Here is a 16,892-nt window from a genome sequence, read left to right on the forward strand (position 1 = left end):
TTAAGGGATTTTTTTGTAAATAATAACCGTTGATCTTAGAAACTGGCTTTCACCTGCATGCTTCCGATATGAATGGTTCGGTCACCGGAGTTTCTTCCCTCGTAATTAAGGTTCAGCTGGATAAATGAGTTAATTGCCTGCTGGATAAATACACTCCATACCTGGTTTTTCCCAGGCTTCAGACCGTCCAGCATCTGGTTTCCTACAATGCTGAAATTGTTTCCGGTAAAATTGTTACTGATGAATGAGAAATTTCCGCGGATAGATGTTTTTCTGCGTTCCCACTGAATGGTTCCTGTAACATCAAACGCTTTCAGAAGCTCTTCACCGTCCAGTCTCTGTTTCTGGCGGAAAGCTGAAGATAACTCAGCCTGAATAGCATCAGTGAATTTATAAGTTGCTTTAGGCTTCGTTTCAAAATTATTAAGGCGGTAATCCCTTGTTGCAAACAGTTGTGAAGAGTTTTTAATATCATGAACAGAGTTTTCCCAGTCTACCCTGAATTCTTTATTAAACCAATATCCGATATTTACGAAATGAGAAGTCTGCTCACGTTCTTCGTTACTGAAATTGGCATTGATGAGATTATCATTGGTGATGAATCTGTAGTTTCCGTTCCAGCCCGATTTGTCCGTAGGATTAAACTGTACGGAAGCAAGGATATTCTGATTTTTGAGAATCTGATCACTGTTCTTTTCAAAAGGATTCAGAACGAGAACTTTATCCTTTTTATAGAAAGAGTTTTGTGAATTTAATGAAATATTGAAATTCCAGCGCTTTAAAAATCCGTTCTCGGAATTGAAAACGATGGCCGGATTGACAAATAAAGCGAGCTGTAATTTATTTTTATTGGAAGGAATATACCTTACCGAATTCGTGTAAACGCGGATATATTGTGCAAGATCCGAATATTCGGCAATTTCAAATTCGTCCAGCTGCTGAACGCCGTCACCGTTATAATCTGTCCATTTGTAAACCCCCTGGCCGTCTGTAACTTTGATGTACTGGAATTCCCGCTGTGCTTCCTGTCCGTTTCCAAGCTCATAAAAAGCCTGAAGGCGCATTCCGTTTCTGAAAAGCTGCTGGTTATATAAAATGTTTCCAACCACGAAGTCATTATTTCGGCTTACTTCACCTTCCGCTCCAGAGTAGAAAAATTTTCTATAGTGGATTAATGCATTTAAAGTAGTCCTTTCCGTTTTGATGATCTGACTTTCTGCCATGAATCCTAAGATATTATTCATATTCTGAAGTCGGTTATCACGCACAGAGTCATTATCCCTCATGTATACTTTTGCCAGTAATTTTGTTCTGGTGCTGTCGCCAATTTTCTTTTGTAAAAAGATTTCTTTCCAGCTGAAACTGGTAACATCCATAAGCTGGGTATCATTGTATTTTTTCTCATTGTGCTCCATGCTTCCACCAATTGCCCAGCTTCCTTTTTTACCGGTGAATTCCGTTGAAACGCCTCCTCGGATAAATTTAGTGTCCTGAAGTGTAGCGTTGGTATTCAGCAAGGATAAATTTCCTTTGGTAAAGAATTTTCCTGTGATCCAGCTGAAATCAAGATCGTTTTTGAGCCCCTTGTAAGACTCCTGCTCGTTCAGGTAATTGACGCGGTAGTTCAAAGTAGATTTATTGTTCCATTTATTCAGGAAGCTGAAAATAAATCTGTTTTGTGTCTTTTTATTAAATTCCTGTGCAAGGTTGAAGTCTCTGGAGAATTCCACATCATTAATACGGTCCAGGATATGAAACTGTCTGTCTATATATTGATATTCGAAACTAGGTGTTCCTTTCCATGTATTTTTTGTAAAGCTTTTATTTCCGAAAATACGCCAGGCATATCCCATATTCTGGTCAGAATCTTTGGAAGAAAATAAATTGACATCATAATTACTCAGGGAAATATCTGCACCTATTTTTCCTTCCTGTAATAAATATTCAGTGTTGAGAGAAAACACCTGAGATTTTTGTGGTGAAGGAAGTTTTCTTACTGCTCTGTAATCTCCTGCATTGGGTCCTACATATTCGAAAACACGTCCGTTGTTGGTAGTCTGAGCGATTTTGTAATCTCCCAGGTTAGTGCCAAAATACGTAAAAGAAACCTGATAAAGCGTCAGACTGGAATCTGTAGAAAATTCATAAAAGTTCCCGGCAGTGTTTAGTTTATATAGAATTTTATTCACGTCATATTCCGTAACTACTCCTGATGGGGCATACATTAAATCAGGGTTGTTACCGGCTTCTGCAAGAATTTTTTCGTCTTCTTTGGAAAGACTTAAAGATAAAGGTGCGTTTTTATTGTCATTCTCCATAAACCAGTTTAGCCCCACTTTAAATTTTTCTCTCTGGTGCTCAACTTTTCCGGTAAATAAATATCTTGAATAATTTCTGTTAGCGTAGTTATAGGAGATCGTAATAAAATTCTGCTGGAAAATAGGACGGAAACTGGTAAAAGTAACCTCCCCGGTATTGTAATTGATAATGTAATCCTGATTTTCTCCGCGTTTCATTAAGATACCGTCAATAAAAACCTGCTCAGAACCGGAGATAAGGGTGATAAACTGCTCACCATTTTTACCCGTAAGACGGTAAGGCCCCTGGTTTCCTTCAACCCCCTGAAAGCGGATTCTGTGGAATTCACTTCGTGCTACCCCCGCAGAAATATCTACAAATGTTTTGTTTTCCTTTCCGAATTCTGTCTGAAACTGAAGGCCCATACTCCTGCGCTGGTATTTGGCAAAATAATTTTTTGCTTCTACAAGATCAAGGTGCCCTGCTCTTAGGATAGACTTTTCCTTGATGTTAAGCTGCATATATATTTTGTCAAACTCCTCCAGCGTCTGTGTATAACCATCAGCCTGAATAGGAAGGTTGTGGTCTGAAATACTTGCTAAAATTGTAACATCTTTCGATAATCTACCCGAGATTTGGAGATCCATAGAACTTTGTACAGACTGTCCCTGGTTATTTCCAAAAGTAATCCCTCTGATGATAGAACCTTTCGAATTGAGCTCTCCCAAGAATCTTTTTTTATCATTTTTTGCGAGTACAGCTTCATCAATAACAATTTTATTGTGTGTTCTGATAAAGTCAAGTGTATCTTTTGCGAAAATATCCTGTTCAAGCCTGGCCGCAAGAATACTGTCCTTTTTTACGCTGTCTTCCGGAATGTTGGGATTTTTCCATGAAAATACCTGAGCATTTCCTGAAAATATGCCTAAGAATAAAAAAATGAATAGAAGAGTAAAATTCCGCAACTTTTAAAAATAATTCGTAAAAATAATTAAAAAATGTTAACATTAAGGGCTTAACTATAATTAACAAAAACTTAACCTGTTTATTGTACCAGCTAAAAAAATAAATGTAGTTTTGTGACGTAAGAAATTATTAACAAAAAAATTAAATCATGAAAAAACTTTATTCGTTTTTTGCTACAGTAATGTTGGCAAGTGGAATTTTTGCTCAAACAGTATTTAGCGCAACGTTTGATGACGTAACAGGAACAGGAGGAAATGATGGAGCTTGGAGTGGGAGTGCTGCAGGAAGTGGATTCACAGATGGTTCAACCTCTTATACAACTGGTGGAAACTGGACTTTTGCTAAAGTGTACAAAGGAAATGGATGTCTTAAAGCAGGTACCAGTACTTTAAAAGGAACTGTTACAACTCCAACTTTTAACTTAACAGGATCGGCTACCTTGACATTCAGAGCTGGTGCATGGGATGGAAGCAGTGAAAAAACCACTTTAAATATTTCTGCAAGTGGTGCAACTTTAGGCCAAGCAAACGTAACTATTGTAAAAGGAGCTTTTTCTAATTACACAGTAAATATTACTGGAGCTACGGGACCTGTAACTCTTACATTTGAAGGGTCTACAGCTGCTAACAGCAGATTTTTTATTGATGACATTGTTGTAAGTACTTCAGGAACCCTAGCTGTTACTGATGCTAAAAGCAAAAAAGCAGGAAGTTTCATAAAGAACTCGTTCGTTAAAAACAACGAAATTGTTTTCGGGGCTGATGTGAAAGATGTGAAAGTTTTCAATATGTTCGGGCAGATTGTAAAAGAAGCTTCTGTAAAAGAAAACGGTACAGTAAACGTTGCAGAACTGGCAAAAGGAAATTATATCGTGACAGGTACAGTGAATAACCAGCCTGTTTCCCAAAAAGTTCTTAAAGACTAATCTCTTATCATAAAAATACAAACAGCCTCTTCATTGGAGAGGCTGTTTTTTTATGTGATTATTTGATGAATTTTAGATTCTTTATCCTATTAATTTCTTAATTTGGTGGTATTGTTTTTGATATTTTCATTTCAAATCCATTGCTAAAAATTGTCATGATGAAAAAAATCTTTACTCTTGCAGGTCTTTTATTAATAACGGCTTTTTCGAATGCTCAGATTGTAATCAATGAGATTTATGGCGGTAATGCCAACTCCGGAGCTGTATTGAAAAATAATTATATTGTTCTCAAAAATATAGGAACCAATCTTGTTTCATTGACGGGAGCCAGCATACAATATGCTCCGGCAATAGGCGCTTTTACGGAGTATCATACATTGCCGGATATCACATTGGGTCCTGATGAAACTTATCTGATCCAGGAGTCTGCTATTGAAAATGGTACTGAAGATCTGCCTGCTCCCGATTTTATTGCTACTACAATCAATAATTTTGACGGAACACCCAACAAATCTTCCGGTTTGAAGATTTCCAGTGTATCAGGGAAAATAGCATTAGCCGGAAATATTGTACAGGTTACGGGTCCATCTGCCTCTAATGTCCTTGACTTTGTAGGCTATGGATCTAATGCGGACCAGTTTAAGGGTGACGGGCCGGCTCCTTCCCCTACCACCACCACAGCTATTAAAAGAACATTAGTAAGCAATAATGATAATATGGCAGATTTTTCACTTGAAGGAAGTGTAAAGTCAGGTTTTGTCCAGAATCCTTTTATTAAGGACAGCAAAATTGTCTTCGGGACTGAAGTAAAAGACGTAAAGGTGTATGATACTTTCAGGCAGGTTGTTAAAAAATCTCCCACAAAACTGGCTTCGAGTCTTGATATTGCAGAGCTTCCCAAAGGCACTTATATTGTAACAGGAACAATTAATAATATTCCGATTTCTCAAAAAATTATAAAAGATTAATTTTTAACAAAAAAAAGCTTCTTTGATACCTATTATTCTGATCATAGGCCATAAGTCTGCGGATATAGCTCTTAAATGGGAGTGAACAATAAAGTTCTTCCTTCATCAGAAATCGGAGATTATACGTAGTCAGTGGGAAGAAGGTAACCTGTTAACCTTTGTGACTATCTTTTTATCACGATTTTTAATACCAGCCTCTTCTCGCTGCATTAATAATGGAGCCGAGATTAAGAATCAATGTATATCTGATACGTTTTCCGTAATCTTTAAATGAAGGCTCAAATCCTAAAGAAGACTGTATCGGGAAATAAACTTCCAGAAAATCAGGAATGATTCTTACTTTAACTCCGGTATCCCATATGAATTTGGCAGGAAGGTCTTTGTTTTTATACACCCCTGCATCCGCATACACATGGAATATTTTCCAAATGCTTGAATCTACGTTTGCAGAAGTAATCCATTGGTTTACAGTTCCCGGCAGGAATGACTTAAAACCGCCGTCAGCTAAAATAAACTGTTGCGCAAGAAGGCCGCTGCTGGCACTCTCTCCCAAAAGAGTATAAGAGAAGGAATAATTGGAAACCCTTGAAATACCGTAGTCAAAAAGATTATTTCTGGTATTGTTTCTTAAGAAATATCCGGCAAATAAACGTAAGCTGAGCTTTTGTTTAGGTGCAAATTCCCATCTGTAGAAGCCTTCAGCTGTTATTTTATTAAAATCTTCCATTCCCTGGGTACTCAGGCTGAAGCTTTTTTCGTGGATCATCTGGCTGTCGCTATAGCCATAGCCGATGCTCCATAGATTATACTTGCTGTAGTCGTTATTGGCGATCATTTTAGGGCTGAGATCCCTTTCAAAATAATTATAAGAAATCCCGATGCCTCTGCTTACCGTACTTCTCGGATTCTTTCTGAAATTAATGGAAGAAGATATGGAAGTCTTTCTGTAGGCCAGATCATAATCATAGTGAAAGTACGAACCCGACAATCCGAAGGTTAAGCTTCGAATGATGCTTTCCGCAGGCAGAATAGAGTAGGAGACTGCTCCGGAACCCGTTAATTTTCCTGTTCCGGTACTGTAAGTGGGGGTAACTGAGTACAGGAATTTCTGATCAAAGAAAGATTGGTTTTTTAAATTGACTCCCAATAGAAATTTATCATATGTATTGTTAAAACGTACTCTTGGGCTGATATAAATTTCATTGTACTCCGGATTCGGAATGTCTTTTATCAGTTTAAGCTTGATTTTTTTTGCATTGGAAAATAATCCTTTCGCATACAGAAAGTTATCTCTGTAATTAGATTCCGGGAAAATATAGCCGCTGTTTAGGGTAATCTTATAAATATTATCCGATGCCGGAAGGGTCAGGCTCGCTGCATGCTCGTTTTCTTCTGTATCGATCCAGTATGCTTTCTTTTGTCCTTCTCTGGTTTCCGTTTCTAATTTTACAGGAATTGAAATGTCTGTATTTTTTACAATGTTTATTTTGAGGGAATCGTTTTCTTTCCTGATGTTTTTTAATTTAAAATCAACTCTGTTTTTCTGCTTTAGAAAATTCGAAAGATAAGCTGTTGATGTATCCTTTTCAGCAAGGGTAGCCAGAAACTCGTTAGGGTTGATCTGCTTTCCGGAATTCTGAGAAATATAATTTCGCACAATATCGTTGAAGTGATCATATCCCATTTTATCTGCTGAATAGTTAAAAAGACTTCCTGTTTCGAAGCTGCTTACAGCCATATCATTGAAGTTACTTAAAACCGGGAAATGCTCAGTAATTTTCTGATCCAGGTTTTGAAGCATGATATACTGGTAGGAAAGTCCGTAGCGGTCCAGAAGTTTTACTTTGGAGGCATGGAATAATTTTAAAGGTTTCACTCCGAAGATTTTAGTCTCCGGAAGGGTTCCTAAAAGTTTCGTGTCAGCATAGAATTTTTTAAGATATTGAATTTCCAGGTAAGATTTTAAACCATTTTTAAACCAATGATCTTTTTCCTTATCAGCAATGACTGTCTCATCCAGAATCTTTTTGGTGATGATTCCGAAATAATCCAGATCTGTCTTTTCTGCATTGTTAAAGAGTTGAAATCTGAATTTCCAGAAAGTAATATCATTATTCCCGAAAAAGTCTTCTTTAGCTCTGAACTTATCTGAAATAAAAAGACTTTTGGGAAGAAAACCGAGTCTTTCTCTCAGAAATTTTAATTGTAACGGAAGATAAAATTCCAGGTTTTGCTTTTCCTCGGGGGTCAGGTTATAACCAAACTTTATTTCGGTGTCTTCTCCTTCAATATTCGTTTTTATAGAAGGGTAACCAATAGGAGAGATCAGGAATTCAGGATCTGAATCCAGTGATCCTTTAAAAGAATTCATCTGGATCTGCGGAAGATTCCCTTCAACAAAAGTATTGACAGGAATATCAAAATTAATTGTCCAGAAAGTATTGAAACTTACCTGCTCTTCAATGTCATGGTAATTCCTTTTTGAAATATTGTCCGGATCAAAATGATCCGGAACAATAAAGAAATATTTTAATACAGTATTATTCTGCGCGGATGTTCCGTATCCTGTAAATTTTTTATCAGGAAGCTGCATCCTGTATTGCAGCTGTAAGGTGACGCTTTCGCCAGGTTTCAGTGCATTTTTCAGAGGAATAAAAAGATTCTCCTCTGAAAGTGCGGTAACCGGGACAGCTTCATTTTCCGAATTTTTTATATTCAGTTCAAGAAGCTTTCCCAACTGATCGCTTTTTGCAAAGTGTAAATCCGTATTCCGGTCTTCCAGTTTCCGGTAGACCAGAGAGGTTCCGCGTCTGTTGTATGCGGAAACCCAATTCAGGAGCTTAACGGTCTGCAGATCTTTTTCAGAATGATTGTAATAAACAATTTCCTGATTGATCTCAAGGTTCTTCTTGTCAGGAGACAGTTTAGCTTCAATATAGATACTGTCTTTCTGTGCAGAGACCTGTGCGGCTCCCCAGAACAAAATAAGGCAAATGCTGAACTTTTTCAATATTCGTGATAAAGCTCAAATATAACTTATTTTGTAGATACTTGAGTAGGATTTTACCCTTGAATTGCTTTTTTATCTAAAGAATTAATATATGCATTCCATCCTTCAGTCTTATAGGTGATTGCAGAGGCTTCAGGATCATTGGATTGATAGATTCCTCTTCCTACAATAATAAAATCTGTGTGCAGCGTTCTGAAAACATGCTCCGGTGTATTATACTGCTGTCCTTTTCCGTCTCCGGAATCAGCAAGATTTACCCCTGGAGTGAAGAGTAAAAGATCTTCAGGAATTTTATTCTGAGATACACCACCAATTACATTAGGGTGAGATAAAGCGACCTTTAAAGCTTCTTCACGATAGCTTGCTGTGGTAAGTGCTCCTTTGGAAGACATCCCGACAATAGCAACTACTCCCACATTTTTAAAACAGTCTAAGGATTCAAAACCTCCTATTACCTGAGAAGTTACAAAATCTGCCCAGTCTGTAATTTTGAAAACTCCGCTTGTGAACTGAAGTTCCTGTGTATTTCCGATATCGGCAAATTTTCTGTCTTCCATCAGTAAGAACTGATGTTTTGCAGCAATCGCTTTTAATGGCGTAATTGTTTTTTCGTATTCAAAATCAGAAATAATATCAATATGCGTTTTTAAAGCAATAATATGCGGACCTACTTTTTCGGCAAGCTCTAATAATTCCTGAGTGGTTGTAACATCTGCAGAAGCAATAAGGTTGGATTTCTTTGCTAAAGCTGCCTCCAGTAATTTTTTTGAAACGGAATGTTGTGCGCTTTGAAGTTTTTCCTCGTAAGAAGATCTTGTTTCTTCTTCAAACTGAATGTGATTCCCCTGAAGGAAGTCCTGAATTCTTTTTACCTCTTCATCAGACAGTTCTCCGGTTTCCTGAAGGATCACACATACTTCTGAAATGTTGAAAAGTGTATGAACTCTATACCCCTTACTTTCCAGAAGCTGTTTTCCTCCCTGTTCCCTGTCTAATACCACAACAATATCAGATACTTTAAGATCTTCCTGTTCTATCTCAGGAATAGTTTCCAGCAAAGATTTTCCTGAAGTGATTACATCTTCTACCAAAAGGCAGTTTTGTCCTTTCTGGTAAATTCCTTCAATCAGTTTTTTTGTACCGTAGCTTTTCGCTTCTTTTCTTTTAATAATTAATGGAATATAGCTTTCCAGAGACATTGCAGTCGCCATTGGAAGGGCAGCATAAGGAACTCCACAGATTAAATCAAAATTATCTAACGGAAGCATTTCCAATAAATAATTAGCCAGATTTTTTAAAATTTTAGGATCTGAAGCCAAAGGTCTCAGGTCTACATAAAAAGGACTTTCAATGCCGCTTTTCAGGGTAAACCTTCCGAATTTGATGATGCCTAGCTTGTAGCACTCTAAGAAGAATTCTTTTTTACTTTCCATTATTTTTTATTAGATGTTGCAAATTTAAGGAATTGAAATAAGGCTCAAAAATTTATCGTTCATTTGTAAATAAAAAACCATCCCGGATGGACCAGGATGGTGTGAAAAATATAATAAACTGTTATTTTACGATTTCTGCCTCAATAATTTGGGCTCCTCTGTATTTTTGTTCGGCTTCCCACAATAAAAACTTGTCTACCTCTTTGATAAGTTTTGGAATGGTAAGGGACAAAACTGCAAGGTCATCCATTACTCCCAATACCGGTATCACAAATTCAGGAAGCAGGTCAATAGGAGAGAGCACATATAAAATTCCCAGCAAAGGAAGAATAATGTCTATGGATTTCATTGGATAAATTCCTTTTCTCCACATTTTGACCATTCTGAAAATATCAGGGATCTTTTTGATAAATCCCTTATGATTGATGGCTTCTTTTGCAAGACTTAATTTTGAATATTTCATTTTGTGTTTGGATTTAATAAACTTTTCAACGTTATAAAATTCGCAAATCCTGTACCAACAAATTATAAAATTTAGTTAAAATATTATTTGATAATATTATCAATAAATTGGTGCACAGTCTCTGTGTTCCAGTCTTTTGTAGCATCTTCTTTTATGAGGATTCTTCCGTGCTTATCCAGAAGGAAAGTGGTTGGGAATACCTTTGGAAGAATCTTTTCAGAGATTGGACTTTGCGCAATATATACGGGAACAGTATAGTTATTTTCTTTCAGAAATTTTCTTACATCCTCTTCTTTATCATTCATCGCAATCAGTACAAAATCCACATGATCTTTTCTCGTATCATACAGTTTCTGTATAGAGGGCCATTCTTTCCTGCAGGGCGGGCACCATGTTCCCCAGAAATTAAGGAAAATGCCTTTGTCCTTAAAATTTTTAAGATTGGTGCTCGGTGCGTTAATACCTTTAAGTTCTATATCATAATCCTCTTCACTGATGTGAACTGCATTTTCAATGGTAGCTACCGGAAAGAATGTATCTTTCAGGAAATTTCTTATTCCCGGTACAAAGGCAACAATACCAATGATGGCGATAATTACAATATAAATGATACCTTTTTTCATATCTCTTTTTTATAGAAGATCCAAAATTTCCTGAACAGCGTCTTTTCCTCTGTTTTTAGCATAGTATACCTGCAGATCATTATAGAAGCTTTCTTTTGGATAAGCTTCAGGATCAGCTTTATATTTCATCAGGAGCTCATATCCGTATTTCGGACGTGGTCCCCAGGAATTTTTTACATTAAGATCTTTATCCAGGATAATGACTTTTGGAATAGATTCCGTTCCATTGGTCAAAAACTGATTAATCAGACTTTTATCACTGTCTCTCAGGAAAACCCGTACTTCATTATGTCCTTCAAAAAATCTAAAAAGAGCAGGGACTGTTGCGCTTGCATCTCCGCACCATGCCTCAGAAATAATTAAAATCTTCCCGTCAAAGTTTTTGGCGGCAAGCTCTTTCAGCTGATCTTCATCCGGAACGTATTTCTTTACTGTTCGGTCCATTCTCTGAAGACCCAGTTCGTAATATTGTTTATAGTCAATTTCCTGTTGGCTGGCAGGATTTTCTAATCTTTCTTTTGCAATCTGAAGATACTCTTCAAAGGAAATTCCTTTATCCCAGTAATTTTTCATTACCAAAAATATTTATGTTAAAAATTATTGATGTTTCTTGTTTTATTGATCAAAAACAGATCTGCCAGCACAAATGCAGCAAGGCTTTCCACTACAGGAACTGCTCTTGGAACAACGCACGGATCATGACGTCCTTTTCCTTCTACAATCACAGGGTTTCCGTCTTTGTCAATACTGTCCTGAGGTCTCAGAATTGTTGCTACAGGTTTGAAAGCTACGCGGAAATAGATATCCATTCCGTTAGAAATTCCTCCCTGTATTCCGCCTGAAAGATTGGATTTTGTGGTGAAATCTGTATTGAAGGCATCGTTATGCTCTTTTCCTGTCATTTTAGCTCCACAGAAACCGCTTCCATATTCAAAACCTTTGCAGGCATTAATATTGAGCATGGCTTTTGCCAGCTCAGCCTGAAGTTTTGAAAAGATAGGCTCACCAATTCCTACAGGAACATTTTTAATTACACAGGTGATGGTTCCTCCAATGGTGTTTCCTTCTTTTTTGATCTCTTTGATCCTCGCAATCATCTTTTCTGCCGTTTCTGCATCCGGACAGCGAACGTCATTGCTTTCCGTTTGAGAAAAATCTAAAGCCTGATAAGGCTTTTCGCAGAAGATATCACCTACGGAAGAAACGTAAGCGTTAATTTCAATGTTGGGTAAAAGCTGTTTGGCCAGCGCGCCGGCCACTACCCAGTTCATTGTTTCTCTTGCAGAAGATTTTCCGCCGCCACGGTGATCCCTGAAACCAAATTTCTGGTCATAGGTGAAATCTGCATGGCTTGGGCGATAAGCCCCGGCAATATGATCATAATCTTTCGATTTCTGATTTTCGTTTTCAATAATAAAGCCAATTGGGGTACCTGTTGTTTTTCCATCAAAGATTCCGGAAAGAAACTTTACCGTGTCGCTTTCTTTTCTCTGTGTAACAATTGCTGACTGGCCGGGTTTTCTTCGGTTCAGCTCATACTGAACTTTATCGAGATCTACCGCTAAACCTGCCGGAAAATTATTGATGATACCGCCATAAGCCACTCCGTGACTTTCTCCAAATGTTGTAAGACTAAGAAGATTACCTAATGTGTTGAACATAGTACAAAATTACCTTTTTTTCTTCAGATAATAAAGTTTGTGGATTTGTTCTATTTATCAGTGTCTTTGATTGTATTGATAACCTTTTGGGCTTCTTTTTTTTCTTCAGGAGTCATTTTTCTCGGGATAAACCCTTTTCTGATGTCATTTTTGTCTGAAAGCTGCGGGAAAATTCCTGCCTTCATATCCTCAAAAATATAGCTTGGGCTGATCGCAGGGATCGGAGTATCAAAACTGTAAGGATAACGGTGGGAAACATTAAATTCAAAATTCCCGACCTTAAATGTGTCAAAATGATGATATTCGTAAGTGGAAGGCTGAAAAATCTGTTTCCTGTCAAAGCCTGTCATAAAGCTTCCTACTCTGAAGCTTGGAATGTATCTCTGGAGTGATTCCGGAAAGGATAATATGGAAATAACCAATAAACTAAGCGCATAAAAGACAATAACGGATTTATTCCTGTCAAAATATTCATGCGTCATCACAAAGAATATGACGAAAAAAACATCTGTAAAAAATCTGTACTGTGCGGAAAATACCAGCACTAATATACTTTTAATCAAGATTGAGATACAGATGATTGTGATGAGTTTTTTCTTTTTTATCCATGTAAATACAGAGAAAATTATCAGACTCAAAACAAAAAGGATATTGATTTTGGATTTGATGCCTTCCAGAGAAAACCAGTTTTTTATATAATCTGCAGCTGAAAATTTTTGAATTTCCTCGTAGGTGTACTGCATATCATAAGTTTTCATGAGGGCAAACCGTGATGAAATTTTTAATACTTCCGGATCGGGCTTCCAGGATACTCCCAAGTCCCCTATAGCTACGGGAAAAACAGGAAAACCGAATACCCAGATGTTTTTCAAAAAGAACAAAAGGAGAATGATGATTCCTGAAAAAAGCGGTCTGAAATTATTGTTAAAAACAAATACAGAACTTAAGAACGTCAGTAAAGGCAGCCAGATCATGGTAGGTTTTATCGCAAAAACAAACACTGAAAATGCGAAAAGGAGAGCGGTATTTCTGTTTCCGGCTATCATTTCATTTAAAATGATCAAAGAAAAAATAATAACAGGAAGGTCCGGGCTTGGTGATTGTGAAAACAGGAGTAATATTGGTAAAAAACATAAATGGAGCCAATTTTTTCTTTCCACACTGTAGAGGCTGTAGATCATAAGAAGCAGGGAGTTGATTCTCAGAAACGGATCGGAAAAATTGGAAAATCCTGCCTGAAAAATATGCCAGAGAGACATTTGCCCCAGTGTGAGATCTACATTTGAAATTCCTTTTACCAGCCCATATTCTGTAAGCCACTTCAGTGTAGGGATATAATATCCAAAATGATCCAGTATATAAGGATAAAATGAACCCGCAAACAGAATGGTGAGTAGGCATACACTTACCAGTAGACCATCTTTTTTCGAAAACGTATAGAATTCATTGTAAAGTTTATTTTTAAAGAAAAAAAATAGTCCCAATACGATACAAGGCGCTTCTACATTTATATTTAAGGGAGTAAAAAAGGAAATAATGGTCCATACCAAGGTTAGGCCTAAAATTCCGGATACTATTTTTCCGGAGATTCCCTGAAATAAAAATCCCCAGATGTTTTCCATGATTTTTCCCCAGCCCGCCAGGACTGGAATGATAAAAATGGAAGAAAACAGAATCAATATCATAAAAAAAGATTGCTTAAAAGTAAGCAATCTTTATATTTTATCCTTAAAAATATTTATTAACGGGGTTGTACTCTTCCGTCTTTTCTATCCTGTGATCTACCGATGGTATATCCTGTAGCTCCTCCTACAACACCACCGATTACAGCTCCTAATCCTCTGTTTTTCTTAGCGATAAGGGCTCCGGCAGCTGCTCCACCTACCGTACCAATAACGGTTCCTTTGGCGGCTTTACTCCAGCCTTTTTTCTGGGTAGTTCCCTGAGAGGTGCCGCTTCCGTTGTTCGCATAACTTCCGTTGCTGCTTCCTCCGGAGTTAGAGTTTGAGCTTCTGTCTCTATATACTGTTCTTGTTTCTCTGATTACTCTTGGTCTTGAATTATTTTCAGCAGCAATTCTTGCTTTTTTGCTTTCTGATATGCTGTCTGCTTTTTTCTGAGCTTCGTAGACCATTTTTTCTTTTTCAATAGCCAGCTTTTGTTTTTCTATTTCAAGTTGTCTGGCCTGAAATTCAAGCTTCTGTGCTTCCAGTGATTTTTCTGCAACGCTGTCATCTTTCTTGCAGGCCGTCAGTAAAAAGACGGATAAAAAACCTGCTAATACTATCTTTCTCATAATTCAAATTTTAATACGATAAAGTCAAAACGACTTTTATTTTAATTGTATTTTCAATTATGAAGCCAAATTTTAGTTAATAAGTGTTAAAAATGTTCGAGAAAAAGAAATTATTTTTTTTAAAAAGTTAGTTTTTATTTTGCTGGTGCGGGTTCAGGGCCTCTTTGTAAATTTAAATTCATTGACTGTTTTTATTGAATTCATATAAGTTGATTATTTTTGAACTACCAAATTACTTTTTAATATGAAAAAATCAATTTTTACAGTATCAGCATTAATTGGATTGCTGACTGTTACCATGTCGTTTTCCTCACCGGAATTAGCAGAACATAAAAAAAACGGATCAGAAATATCTGATAACACCCCTAAAAATCAGACTTTTAAGATCCGGTACGGACTTCTTTCAAAAAGCGGAACAAAAATTCTTTCAGGGAATTATGATGTTGGAAGCTTTGTTGCGGAGAATATGGCAACCGGAGAAGTATATGATACTTATTATAGTGGCGGCTTTCAGTCGGTTCCGCAATATTATGATGGTCTTCCTGCCGGTACTTATACCTTTTCTGCCATGCAGGGGCAGGGCGGCTGGGTTGGTTATGGAACGGTAGTTGCTACAGTTTCGGACGCATTGGTAGATTCTGACGGGTATATTACAGTATACATTCCGATCATCTGGGAGGAGTAGAAGCTGTGAAGCAAAATATTTAGCTGCATGCCCTAACGAGGAAAGGAGATTCTATCTGTGAAAACTGATGATTTTCTAGGATCTATGTTTTACGCAGAGATGAAAATATTTTAAAATCATTTACGATTAAATCTTCAGGATGCATTTTGGCTCTTATGTAAAGTACTCATTCTTCAGTTCCACTAAGGGATTTATTTTTCTATAGAAGGATATAGTGAATAAACTGTGCAGAATGACTCTACAATATTCTGTTTGGATTTTTCTAAATAGATTTTTTTCATCATTTGTGTTTTTTTAGGCCTCCCGAGGGAGGCCTTTTCATTGTAGACAGATTTTTATCCGGATTTATGAGTTTGCTCATATTGACTCTGTATAGGAGATCGTATATTTGAGTAAACATTTCCATTCCATATCTATCAAAAAGACTCCTCATTTCGAGAAGTCTTTTGCTTATATATTATCTAATGTGACTTTTATTTTGCTGATTATGCGGTGCATCCTGTTAGTCTGATAAGTAAGGAGCTCAAAAATTTCCTGTGAGCTGGTGAAAATTTCAGGAACGGTTTTATTGTTGATAGATTTAAGTCCCCGTCTCTTCATCGTCTCATGTATTATTCTGGCAAAAGAATCTTTTGCGCTTTGTTTTGCCTGGTCCTGGGAAATTCCATGGGAGTGAATTCTATATAAATATAGAGGTTCCTTGAGGTGTTTTACCTCTCCCTGTTCCAGGATTTTCAGGTACAGATCCTGATCAACTGCATTTTTCAGATAAGGATTAATTCCTCTGGTTCTTAAATAGGTTTCCCTTGTAAATGCGAAAAAGTGGGCAACCTGAATAGGATAATTGAAAAAATAACGGTTATTATAGATTTGCTTGGTGCCGGCATATGTACTTACCGGATTGAGATTTTCATCACAAAGCTTCATTTGGGAATAGACCGCTGCAAGATCTTTTTTATGTATAAATTCCTCAGCGGTTTTTTCAAGCGCTTCAGGATATAAGGCATCATCAGGGTCCAGATAAGCGCACAAATCTCCCTGAGCATATTGCATGCACGCTGCTTTTGTAAATCCGCATCCTTGATTTGTGTCATTTTGGTAGAGCTTGAAACGGTAATCATTTTTGATCAGAGATTCTATAATCTCTACTGAATTATCGGTAGAAGCATCATCAATAATAACCGCCTCCCAGTTTCTGTAGGTTTGATTGATTAATGAATGACAGCATTCTTTAAAATACTTTCCATTATTATAGTTGGCTATAAGTATAGAAAATTTTATCACTTTATTTTGAATTAATTACATAAAATTATTAAAAAATAAAACCAGAAAATATAACCTGGATCATAGTGTATTTATTATTTTTTTTATATATTAAAAACATTATGAATGTAATCTATGTATCAAATATTGTTTATTATTAGTTATATTTTATTGTAAGTGATAATGATATGGTTAATCAGCATTTTGGAGTGCTTGTATTATCTCTTTTTGAGAAAAGCGCACTGTGAGAGGAAAAATTTCTTATTTAAAAGAAATAATAATTTTATGACTGTGCTCATAA

The 16,892-nt window shown here is 36.7% G+C and carries 13 protein-coding genes; 3 read left to right on the top strand and 10 right to left on the bottom strand.

Annotation, left to right across the window (positions count from 1 at the left end):
* Positions 1–35: 35 nt before the first annotated feature.
* Positions 36–3,263, bottom strand: a complete 3,228-nt coding sequence (locus tag BLW74_RS01845; RefSeq protein WP_089689761.1) for a hypothetical protein — start codon at positions 3,261–3,263, stop codon at positions 36–38.
* Positions 3,264–3,412: 149 nt separating this feature from the next.
* Here BLW74_RS01845 and BLW74_RS01850 point away from each other — a divergent pair, with 149 nt between their 5' ends.
* Positions 3,413–4,189, top strand: coding sequence for a T9SS-dependent surface endonuclease, AS87_RS02955 family (locus tag BLW74_RS01850; protein WP_089689762.1), 777 nt, complete (start codon positions 3,413–3,415; stop codon positions 4,187–4,189).
* A 155-nt stretch (positions 4,190–4,344) separates the two neighbouring features.
* Positions 4,345–5,157 (top strand): lamin tail domain-containing protein, encoded by an 813-nt coding sequence (locus BLW74_RS01855; protein ID WP_228424728.1) that lies wholly within the window; start codon positions 4,345–4,347, stop codon positions 5,155–5,157.
* A 184-nt stretch (positions 5,158–5,341) separates the two neighbouring features.
* Here BLW74_RS01855 and BLW74_RS01860 read toward each other — a convergent pair whose 3' ends face one another.
* The 8 genes from BLW74_RS01860 to BLW74_RS01895 form a co-directional block, all read right to left on the bottom strand.
* The gene (locus tag BLW74_RS01860) at positions 5,342–8,167 is read right to left on the bottom strand and encodes a gluzincin family metallopeptidase (protein WP_228424730.1); all 2,826 of its coding nucleotides are present in this window, start codon (positions 8,165–8,167) and stop codon (positions 5,342–5,344) included.
* A gap of 53 nt (positions 8,168–8,220) precedes the next feature.
* Positions 8,221–9,600 (bottom strand): orotidine-5'-phosphate decarboxylase, encoded by a 1,380-nt coding sequence (gene pyrF, locus BLW74_RS01865; RefSeq protein WP_089689765.1) that lies wholly within the window; start codon positions 9,598–9,600, stop codon positions 8,221–8,223.
* Positions 9,601–9,721: 121 nt separating this feature from the next.
* Complete coding sequence (locus BLW74_RS01870; protein WP_089689766.1) at positions 9,722–10,063, bottom strand: YkvA family protein; 342 nt, start codon at positions 10,061–10,063, stop codon at positions 9,722–9,724.
* Between the two features lie 83 nt (positions 10,064–10,146).
* Positions 10,147–10,686 (bottom strand): TlpA family protein disulfide reductase, encoded by a 540-nt coding sequence (locus BLW74_RS01875; protein ID WP_089689767.1) that lies wholly within the window; start codon positions 10,684–10,686, stop codon positions 10,147–10,149.
* Positions 10,687–10,695: 9 nt separating this feature from the next.
* The gene (locus BLW74_RS01880) at positions 10,696–11,259 is read right to left on the bottom strand and encodes a thioredoxin family protein (protein ID WP_089689768.1); all 564 of its coding nucleotides are present in this window, start codon (positions 11,257–11,259) and stop codon (positions 10,696–10,698) included.
* Between the two features lie 17 nt (positions 11,260–11,276).
* Positions 11,277–12,347 (bottom strand): chorismate synthase, encoded by a 1,071-nt coding sequence (gene aroC, locus BLW74_RS01885; protein ID WP_089689769.1) that lies wholly within the window; start codon positions 12,345–12,347, stop codon positions 11,277–11,279.
* A 50-nt stretch (positions 12,348–12,397) separates the two neighbouring features.
* A complete protein-coding gene (locus BLW74_RS01890; protein ID WP_228424732.1) occupies positions 12,398–13,969 on the bottom strand; it encodes an LIC_10190 family membrane protein in 1,572 nt (523 codons plus the stop codon).
* 119 nt (positions 13,970–14,088) lie between these two features.
* On the bottom strand, positions 14,089–14,643 hold the full coding sequence (locus BLW74_RS01895) for a YMGG-like glycine zipper-containing protein (RefSeq protein WP_089689771.1): 555 nt from the start codon (positions 14,641–14,643) through the stop codon (positions 14,089–14,091).
* Between the two features lie 244 nt (positions 14,644–14,887).
* Here BLW74_RS01895 and BLW74_RS01900 point away from each other — a divergent pair, with 244 nt between their 5' ends.
* The gene (locus BLW74_RS01900; protein WP_089689772.1) at positions 14,888–15,328 is read left to right on the top strand and encodes a hypothetical protein; all 441 of its coding nucleotides are present in this window, start codon (positions 14,888–14,890) and stop codon (positions 15,326–15,328) included.
* Between the two features lie 450 nt (positions 15,329–15,778).
* On the opposite strand, the gene BLW74_RS01905 is transcribed toward BLW74_RS01900, so the two are convergent.
* Positions 15,779–16,612, bottom strand: coding sequence for a glycosyltransferase family 2 protein (locus tag BLW74_RS01905; RefSeq protein WP_089689773.1), 834 nt, complete (start codon positions 16,610–16,612; stop codon positions 15,779–15,781).
* Positions 16,613–16,892: the final 280 nt, after the last annotated feature.

It is taken from the genome of Chryseobacterium culicis (assembly GCF_900108365.1).
Lineage (GTDB): Bacteria > Bacteroidota > Bacteroidia > Flavobacteriales > Weeksellaceae > Chryseobacterium > Chryseobacterium culicis.

What these genes read in the sequence shown, in the direction of transcription:
- BLW74_RS01850 (WP_089689762.1), top strand. Translation starts at nt 3,413, where the DNA reads ATGAAAAAACTTTATTCGTTTTTTGCTACAGTAATGTTGGCAAGTGGA.
- BLW74_RS01855 (WP_228424728.1), top strand. Translation starts at nt 4,345, where the DNA reads ATGATGAAAAAAATCTTTACTCTTGCAGGTCTTTTATTAATAACGGCT.
- pyrF (WP_089689765.1), bottom strand. Translation starts at nt 9,600, where the DNA reads ATGGAAAGTAAAAAAGAATTCTTCTTAGAGTGCTACAAGCTAGGCATC.
- BLW74_RS01870 (WP_089689766.1), bottom strand. Translation starts at nt 10,063, where the DNA reads ATGAAATATTCAAAATTAAGTCTTGCAAAAGAAGCCATCAATCATAAG.
- BLW74_RS01875 (WP_089689767.1), bottom strand. Translation starts at nt 10,686, where the DNA reads ATGAAAAAAGGTATCATTTATATTGTAATTATCGCCATCATTGGTATT.
- BLW74_RS01880 (WP_089689768.1), bottom strand. Translation starts at nt 11,259, where the DNA reads ATGAAAAATTACTGGGATAAAGGAATTTCCTTTGAAGAGTATCTTCAG.
- aroC (WP_089689769.1), bottom strand. Translation starts at nt 12,347, where the DNA reads ATGTTCAACACATTAGGTAATCTTCTTAGTCTTACAACATTTGGAGAA.
- BLW74_RS01890 (WP_228424732.1), bottom strand. Translation starts at nt 13,969, where the DNA reads ATGGAAAACATCTGGGGATTTTTATTTCAGGGAATCTCCGGAAAAATA.
- BLW74_RS01895 (WP_089689771.1), bottom strand. Translation starts at nt 14,643, where the DNA reads ATGAGAAAGATAGTATTAGCAGGTTTTTTATCCGTCTTTTTACTGACG.
- BLW74_RS01900 (WP_089689772.1), top strand. Translation starts at nt 14,888, where the DNA reads ATGAAAAAATCAATTTTTACAGTATCAGCATTAATTGGATTGCTGACT.